Genomic DNA, 7,219 nt, shown 5'->3' with positions numbered 1-7,219 from the left:
GCTGTGTCGTCAGCTGTGTCGTCAGCTGTGTCGTCCAGCAGCAGTGCGGCCTCGCGGGCGGCCTGCGGGAGGCGGTCGAGGACGGCGGGGACGGTGACGACACGGACGGGGGCCGCGTCCTCGACCATGGCGGCGAGCCGCTCGGCGGGGTAGTCGGTGTCCAGCGGCAGGTAGGCGGCGCCGGACTTCAGGACGCCGAGGAGGGCGACCATCAGCTCGGCCGAGCGCGGCACGGCGACGGCGACGATCGTGCCGCGGCCCGCGCCGGCGGCGGTGAGCGTACGGGCCAGCGCGCCGGCCCGCGCGTCGAGTTCGCGGTAGGTGAGGTGTTCGTCCTCGAAGACGACGGCGGTCGCGCCGGGTTCGGCCGCGGCCCGCTCGGCGATGAGCCCGGGCAGGGTGGCCGGGGTGACGGCGTGGCCGGTGGCGTTCCAGGTGTGCAGGACGTTCTCGTACTCGCCGTCGGCGAGGAGCCGGGCCCGGTCCAGGGTGAGGGCGGGGTCGGCGGCGAGGCGTCCCATGAGGTCGGTGCAGCGCTCGGCGTGCGCGGCGAGGGAGGCGGCGTCGTAGAGCACGGGGTTGGCGTCGAACTCCAGGTGGAGGACGTCGTCGGGGCTCTTGCTGACCGACACCGACAGGTCCTCGACGGGCCCGGAGGCGAGGTTGACGGTGAGTCCGGGGATGCCGGCGAAGTCCAGGTCGAGGTCGAAGGGCTTGAGGTTGAGCATCGGCCCGTGGAGCCGCTCGTCGCTGCCGACGAGGCCGAGGTCGCGCCGGATGTCCTCGCCGCGGTAGTGCTGGTGGCGGCGGGCGTCCTTGAGTTCGCCCGCGGCGCGCCGGATCAGGTCCGCGAGCGTGTCGGAGCCCTCGACGGCGAGGCGGACGGGCAGCACGTTGACGGCCATGCCCGGCACGCGCATGGTGCCCGGGGCGCTGCGGGCCATGAAGTGCATGCCGAGGACGGCGTCGGTGGTGCCGGTCATGCGGTGCAGGTAGGCGGCGACGGCGGCGGTGGCGGCCTCCGCCCAGGTGCCGCGGACGGCGGCCGCGCGGTCCAGGACGGCGGCGGAGCGCTCGGCCCCGAGGCTGGTGCGGTGGCGCAGGGACGTCCGGGAGGCCTGCGCGGTCTGCTCGGTCAGGCCGGTGACGCGCGGGCGGCCGGCGTGCCGGGCGGTCCAGTAGGCGCGGTCGTTCTCCGGCTTTCCGGAGGCGAGGTAGGCGGCGTCGGCCTCGGCCAGCCGGGCCACGGGCTCGAACGGGGAGGCGGACACCTCCTCGCCGCGGACGAGGGCGGTGTAGACGGCGGCGACGCGCCGGGTGAAGAGGGCGACGCTGTAGCCGTCGATGACGAGGTGGTGGAAGTACTGGAACCACAGGTGGTGGTCGGGGGCGACGGTCACCAGCAGGGAGCCGGTCAGGGCCGGCGCCGCGCCGGCGCCGTCGGTGGGCTCCAGGCGCGGCGGGCAGGCGAGCTGGTCGCGGACGAGTTCCACGGCGGCGTCGACCGGGGAGGCCGCGCCGGTGGTGTCGAGGCGGGGCAGGTGCCAGGCGGCGGCGTCGAAGGGGACCGGGAGCGCGACGGTGCGCCCGTCGCGCCGGGCGAGCCGGACGTGCAGGCCGTCGGCCTCGGCGAGGGTGCGGCGGAGGGCCTCCTCCAGGGCGCCGGTGTCGACCGCGCCCCGGAGTTCCACGTACTGGCCGACGTTGTAGCTGGGGTTGTCGGGGTCGATCCGCTGCGCCGCCAGCACTCCCTCCTGGGCTCGCGTGAGCTCCAGGAACCGTCCTGCGTCGCTGGTCACCTCTGACATGCCGGCCTTCCGGGTCGTTCGTGGTACGGGGAGGGTGGGGGTACTGATACGGAGTGAGGCGGGGGGGGATCCGGGAGGGCTAGAGACCCTTGAGGACCTTCTCGATCTGGTCGAGGACGTCGATCGAGGTCCCGTAGCGGTCGGCGGTGGCGTAGGTGACCGGCAGGACGCGGTTGTCCTTCGACGCCTTCAGCAGCTTCCAGGAGGGCTTGTCCTGGAGCTCCTTGACCTCCTTGGACACCTCGCCGGTGGCGGCCGCGCGCGGTACGAGGATCACGTCGGCGTCCGACAGGACCTCGATCTTCTCCTGGGAGTAGGTGACCTCGTGCTCCTTGCCGTCGTCGGCCGCCTTGGCGAACTTGGCACCGGCGTCGGCGAGAATGCGGCCCACCCACGACGTACGGGTGTCGACGATGAACTCGCCGTTGCCGTAGGAGGAGGCGACGGCCCAGTTCACGGACTTGAGCTTGTCCCCGTAGGTGTTCTTGATCTTCTCGGCCTTCTGCCGGTAGTCCGTCTTCAGCTTGGTGAAGACGTCCTCCTTGCCGACGGCCTGCGCGATCTTCTCCTGCGCGTTGAGCAGGTCGACGGGCGTCTTGATGCCGAAGTAGAGCGTGGGCGCGATGCCTTCGAGCTTCTTGACGTTCCAGTCGAAGGCGGTGGCGCCCTCGACGACGATCAGGTCGGGCTTGAGCGAGGCGACCTTCTCGATGTTCGTCTCGATGCCCGAGCCGATCGAGGTGATCTTCTTGGCCCGCTCGGTCTGCGAAGGCAGCAGCTCCACGGGGTTGTTCTCGTCGATGGCGCTCGTGCCGACGGGCTCGACGCCGAGGTCCAGCAGGGCGCCGGTGGCGTAGGAGATGCCCACGACGCGCTTGGGCGCGGCGGGCACGGTGACCTTGCCGTTGGTCGCCTCGATCACCCGGCCCTTGCCGCCCTCCTTGCCCCCGTCCCCGGCCTCGGAGGCGCTCGAGCTGTTGCCGCCGCACGCGGTCAGGGTCAGCAGGGCGGCGGCACCGGCGAGGGCGGCGGCGGTACGGCCGCGGGCGGCACGGGGGTTCATGGTTCTCCTAGGACGGTGCGCGGGTGAGGGGGCGGGCGGGAGGTCAGGAGGCGGGCGCGGCGGCGGACAGGTGCTCGTACCAGCCGCGGACGGTGGGGGTGGCCTCGATGAGTTCGGCGAACTCGACGGCGTTGCCGTGGGCCCGCCACCGCTCGACGAGGGTCATCACGCGGATGGAATCGAGGCCGAGGTCCTGCAGGTTCTCGTCGACGGGAACGTCCGCGGGCTCCTCGCCGAGCACGGCGGCGACGTCGAGACGGACGGAGTCGAGCGAGAGGGAGGGGGAGGGGGAGGGCATGGGGATCCCTTCGGGGGAGACGGGAAGAGGGGCGGCGGGCGTGCGGGCGGCCGCGCGGAGGGGGTGCGGGGTGAAGTGGGGACGGGGCGAACCGGTGCGGCAGGGGCTGGTGCGGGCACGGCGGTGCCGGACCGGCGGGGCCGGATGGGGGACGGCCCCGACGCGCCGGGCCCCACCACCTCATGAGCCCCACCGGTCCACCGGATCAGCCGACTTGGACCGCCAGTTCGCCGGCGGGCGCCCCGGCCGCCCGGGCATCCCCGTCCGCCAGGACACCGGAACCGCCGTCCGCGAGGGCCGGGCCGCCGTCGGCCTGGACACCGCGCAGCAGCGACCCGCAGATCTCCCCGGAGCGCACCGCGAGCGTCGACAGCAGGGTCGACGTGATGCCGTGCGTGTGCTCGGTGCTGCCGCCCTGGAGGTAGATGCCGGCGCGGATCCGGCCGGTGGTCATCACGCGGTGGTCGCGGTCGATGCGGAGCCGGCCCTGCTCGTCGGTGAGGCATTCCCCGGCGAGCTCGCCGAGGAGCTGACGCGGGTCGGCGGGCCGGTAGCCGGTGGCGAGGACGACGGCGTCGCAGTCGAGGGTGAAGTCCTCGCCGGAGGCGAGCGAGCGGATCACGGCGCGCGCTCCGCCGCCGCGGACGTCCTCGACGGCGGTGAGCCGGCTGGTGTTGAGGATGCGCAGCCGCTCGCGCCCCTGGACCTTCTCCTGGTACGCGGTGCGGTAGAGCTGTTCGATCAGCTCGCCGTCGACGACGGAGTAGTTGGTGTTGCCGTGGTAGTCGAGCAGCGCCTGCTTGACGTCCTCGGGGGCGTCGTAGAAGTGGTCGACGGCGGCGGGGTCGAAGATGCGGTTGGCGAAGGGGCTGTCGTCGGCGGGGCTGTAGCCGTAGCGCGAGAAGACGGCACAGACCTCGGCGTCGGGGAAGGTGCGGTGCAGGTATTCGGCGCTCTCGGCGGCGGACTGGCCGGCGCCGACGACGACGAAGCGGCGGTGCGGCCGGCCGGCGAGCTCCGCGGAGCGGAAGAGCAGGTCGCGGTTGTGCCAGACGTGCGGCCCGAGGGAGACGCCTTCGGGGACGCGCGGGGTGAGGCCCGTGCCGAGGACGATGTTGCGGGTGCGGCGGACGCTCTCGTCGGCCGGGTCCTGCACGCTGCGGGAGACGACGTCCACGTGCTCGGTGACGCCGTCGTTCCGTACGGGCTGCAGGGCGACGGCCGCCCGGCCGTAGTCGACGACGGAGGCGAACTCGCCCGCGCACCACTCGAAGTAGTCGTGGAACTCGACGCGGGTGGGGAAGAACGTCTTCTGGTTGATGAAGTCGGCGAGCCGGCCGCGTTCCTGCAGGTAGTGCAGGAAGGAGAAGCGGCTGCCGGGGTCCCGCATGGTGACGAGGTCCTTGAGGAAGGACACCTGCATGGTGGCGCCCTCGATGAGCATGCCCTGGTGCCAGCCGAACCGCTGCTGGCGCTCCAGGAAGCCCGCGCGGATCGCGCTGCCGGGGTTACGGCGGTTGTGCTCGTCGATCGCGATGGCGAGGGCCAGGTTGGCGGGGCCGAAGCCTATGCCGACCAGGTCCTCGATGGGGCCGCACCCCGTGTGTGCGGTGTCCCCGCGCCGTACCGACATGCTCATCCTTTCGTTGTGTTGCTCGTTCCCACGAGGCCGGCATCTGCCTGCTGTGCAGGTCAGGGGCGTGGTGGGGGCAACCCAAGAACTTGAAGCTTAGGTTAGCCTAACCTAACTTTCCGGCCAGGTGGGGTGTCAAGTCGGGGCGTCAGGAGCCCAGGATCCCCGGCAGCGCCGCCACGAAGGCGTCCGCCTGCCCCTCGGTGAGGATGAGCGGCGGGGCGAGCCGCAGGACGTCCGGGGCCGGCGCGTTCACCAGGAACCCCGCCTCCTGGGCGGCGAGTTGGGCGCGCGCCGCCACCGGCTCGGTGAGGACCACGCCCAGGAGCAGACCCGCTCCCCGCACCTCGCGCAGCAGCGGATGGCCCGTCGCCTCGATGCCGGCCCGCAGCCGCTCGCCCACGCGCCGGACGTGCTCCAGCAGGCCGTCGGCCTCGATCGTGGCGAGCACGGCGAGCGCGGCCGCACATGTCACCGGGTTCCCGCCGAACGTGGAGCCGTGCTGACCGGGCGTCAGCAGTTCGGCGGCCCGCCCGAAGGCGAGGGTGGCCCCGATCGGCAGCCCGCCGCCCAGCCCCTTCGCGAGGGTCACGACGTCCGGCTCGACTTCCGGCCCGGCTTCCGCTCCGGCGGCCCGGTGGGCGAACCAGTGCCCGGTGCGCCCCATGCCCGTCTGGATCTCGTCCAGCACCAGCAGCGCCCCGGCGGCCTCGGTGATCTCCCGGGCGGCCCGCAGGTACCCGGGCGGCGCCGGCACGACGCCGTTCTCCCCTTGTACGGGCTCCAGGACCACCGCCGCCGTCCGCTCGCTCACCGCGGCCCGCAGCGCGCCCACGTCCCCGTACGGGACGTGACTCACCTCGCCGGGCAGCGGCAGGAAGGGTTCCTGCTTGGCGGGTTGACCCGTGAGCGCCAGGGCCCCCATCGTGCGGCCGTGGAAGCCTCCGACGGCGGTGACCATGTGGGGGCGCCCCGTCCTCCGCGCGATCTTGAACGCGGCCTCGACGGCCTCCGCACCCGAGTTGGAGAAGAACACCCGCCCCTCGCGACCGGCCAGTTCCAGCAGCCGCTCGGCCAGCCGTACGGGCGGCTCGGCCACGTACAGGTTAGACACGTGGCCGAGGAGCGCGAGCTGCCGTCCGACCGCCTCCACGACCGCCGGATGCCCGTGGCCCAGCGCATTGACGGCGATGCCGCCGATAAAGTCGAGGTACCTGCGGCCGTCCGCATCCTCGACGGTCACGCCCCGGCCGCGCACCAGCGCCAGCGGAGGCGTGCCGTACGTGTCCATCAGCGCGCCCTTCCACCGGCTCGCCAGTGCGGCGCCGCTCCGGCCGGGGGCCGGACCCTGAGTCCGCCGCGCGCTCACGCCGGCACCCTCTCGCGGACGGCGCCGGCCGGCCCGGCGACGACCGCTGCCGCGGGCGGTGGCGGATCGGGGACGACGGCCGTGCCGACGCCCTCGCCCGTGAAGACCTCCAGCAGCAGGGAGTGCGGGACCCGCCCGTCCAGGACGTGCGCCGTGCCCACCCCGCCGCGCACGGCCCGCAGGCAGCCCTCCATCTTCGGCACCATCCCGCTGGCCAGGCCGGGCAGCAGGGCCTCCAGCTCACCGGCCGTCAGACGGCGGATGACGTCCGTGCTGCGGGGCCAGTCCGCGTAGAGGCCCTCGACGTCGGTGAGGACGATCAGCTTCTCGGCGCCCAGGGCCTCCGCGAGCGCGGCCGCGGCCAGGTCGGCGTTGATGTTGTAGATCTCGCCGTCCGCGCCCCGCGCGACGGGTGAGACGACGGGGATGCGGCCGCAGGCCAGGAGCGCTTCCAGAGTCTCCGGATCCACCGCCACGATCTCGCCGACGAGCCCGATGTCGACGCGTTCGCCGTCGACGTCGGCGTAGCGCTTGGTGGCCGTCATGGTGTGGGCGTCCTCGCCCGTCAGACCGACGGCGAAGGGACCGTGACGGTTGATCAGGCCGACGAGTTCGCGCTGCACCTGCCCGGCGAGCACCATGCGGACGACGTCCATGGCCTCCGGGGTGGTCACCCGCAGGCCGGCCTTGAACTCCGACTCCAGACCCAGCCGGTCCAGCTGCGCGCTGATCTGCGGGCCGCCGCCGTGCACCACCACGGGGCGCAGCCCCGCGTAGCGCAGCGAGACGACGTCCTGGGCGAAGGCGGCCTTCAGGTCTTCGTCGACCATGGCGTTGCCGCCGAACTTGATGACGACGGTCCTGCCGTGGAAGCGCCGGAGCCAGGGCAGGGCTTCGATGACGGTACGGGCTTTGTTGTTCATGAGGAGTACGCGCTGTTCTCGTGGACGTAGTCGGCGGTGAGGTCGTTGGCCCAGATGACGGCGGACTCGCCGCCCTCGGCCAGGTCGGCGGTGATGCGCACCTGGCGGGGGCTCAGGTCGGCCTT

Annotated in this window: 7 protein-coding genes; all 7 read right to left on the bottom strand. The window is 73.0% G+C overall.

Going from position 1 to position 7,219, the window contains the following annotated elements; genetic code table 11:
* Window positions 1–1,808 (bottom strand): condensation domain-containing protein (locus tag V7793_RS30105; protein ID WP_336012394.1); only part of this gene is annotated, 1,808 nt, incomplete at its 3' end.
* 79 nt (window positions 1,809–1,887) lie between these two features.
* On the bottom strand, window positions 1,888–2,871 hold the full coding sequence (locus V7793_RS30100; RefSeq protein WP_336012391.1) for an ABC transporter substrate-binding protein: 984 nt from the start codon (window positions 2,869–2,871) through the stop codon (window positions 1,888–1,890).
* A 43-nt stretch (window positions 2,872–2,914) separates the two neighbouring features.
* Window positions 2,915–3,169 carry a phosphopantetheine-binding protein gene (locus tag V7793_RS30095; protein WP_336012388.1) on the bottom strand — a complete coding sequence of 85 codons (255 nt, stop codon included), beginning with the start codon at window positions 3,167–3,169 and terminating at the stop codon, window positions 2,915–2,917.
* Window positions 3,170–3,374: 205 nt separating this feature from the next.
* On the bottom strand, window positions 3,375–4,802 hold the full coding sequence (locus V7793_RS30090) for a lysine N(6)-hydroxylase/L-ornithine N(5)-oxygenase family protein (RefSeq protein WP_336012385.1): 1,428 nt from the start codon (window positions 4,800–4,802) through the stop codon (window positions 3,375–3,377).
* A 148-nt stretch (window positions 4,803–4,950) separates the two neighbouring features.
* On the bottom strand, window positions 4,951–6,171 hold the full coding sequence (locus tag V7793_RS30085; protein WP_336012382.1) for an acetylornithine transaminase: 1,221 nt from the start codon (window positions 6,169–6,171) through the stop codon (window positions 4,951–4,953).
* Window positions 6,168–7,094: an acetylglutamate kinase gene (gene argB, locus V7793_RS30080; RefSeq protein ID WP_336012379.1), complete on the bottom strand. Its 927-nt coding sequence runs from the start codon at window positions 7,092–7,094 to the stop codon at window positions 6,168–6,170. Before argB ends, V7793_RS30085 begins: the two co-directional genes overlap by 4 nt.
* A partial coding sequence (locus V7793_RS30075) for a bifunctional ornithine acetyltransferase/N-acetylglutamate synthase (protein ID WP_336012396.1) occupies window positions 7,091–7,219 on the bottom strand: 129 nt, incomplete at its 5' end. The genes argB and V7793_RS30075, both read right to left, overlap by 4 nt.

Origin of the sequence: Streptomyces sp. KLMMK (assembly GCF_036961605.1) — a bacterium.
GTDB lineage: Bacteria > Actinomycetota > Actinomycetes > Streptomycetales > Streptomycetaceae > Streptomyces > Streptomyces telluris.
Note: the sequence above shows the minus strand (reverse complement) of the source record. Positions and strands in the feature narration are given on the sequence as shown.

Bases quoted from the DNA above. Each gene is read 5' to 3' on its own strand.
- V7793_RS30100 (WP_336012391.1), bottom strand. From the start codon at position 2,871: ATGAACCCCCGTGCCGCCCGCGGCCGTACCGCCGCCGCCCTCGCCGGT.
- V7793_RS30095 (WP_336012388.1), bottom strand. From the start codon at position 3,169: ATGCCCTCCCCCTCCCCCTCCCTCTCGCTCGACTCCGTCCGTCTCGAC.
- V7793_RS30090 (WP_336012385.1), bottom strand. From the start codon at position 4,802: ATGTCGGTACGGCGCGGGGACACCGCACACACGGGGTGCGGCCCCATC.
- argB (WP_336012379.1), bottom strand. From the start codon at position 7,094: ATGAACAACAAAGCCCGTACCGTCATCGAAGCCCTGCCCTGGCTCCGG.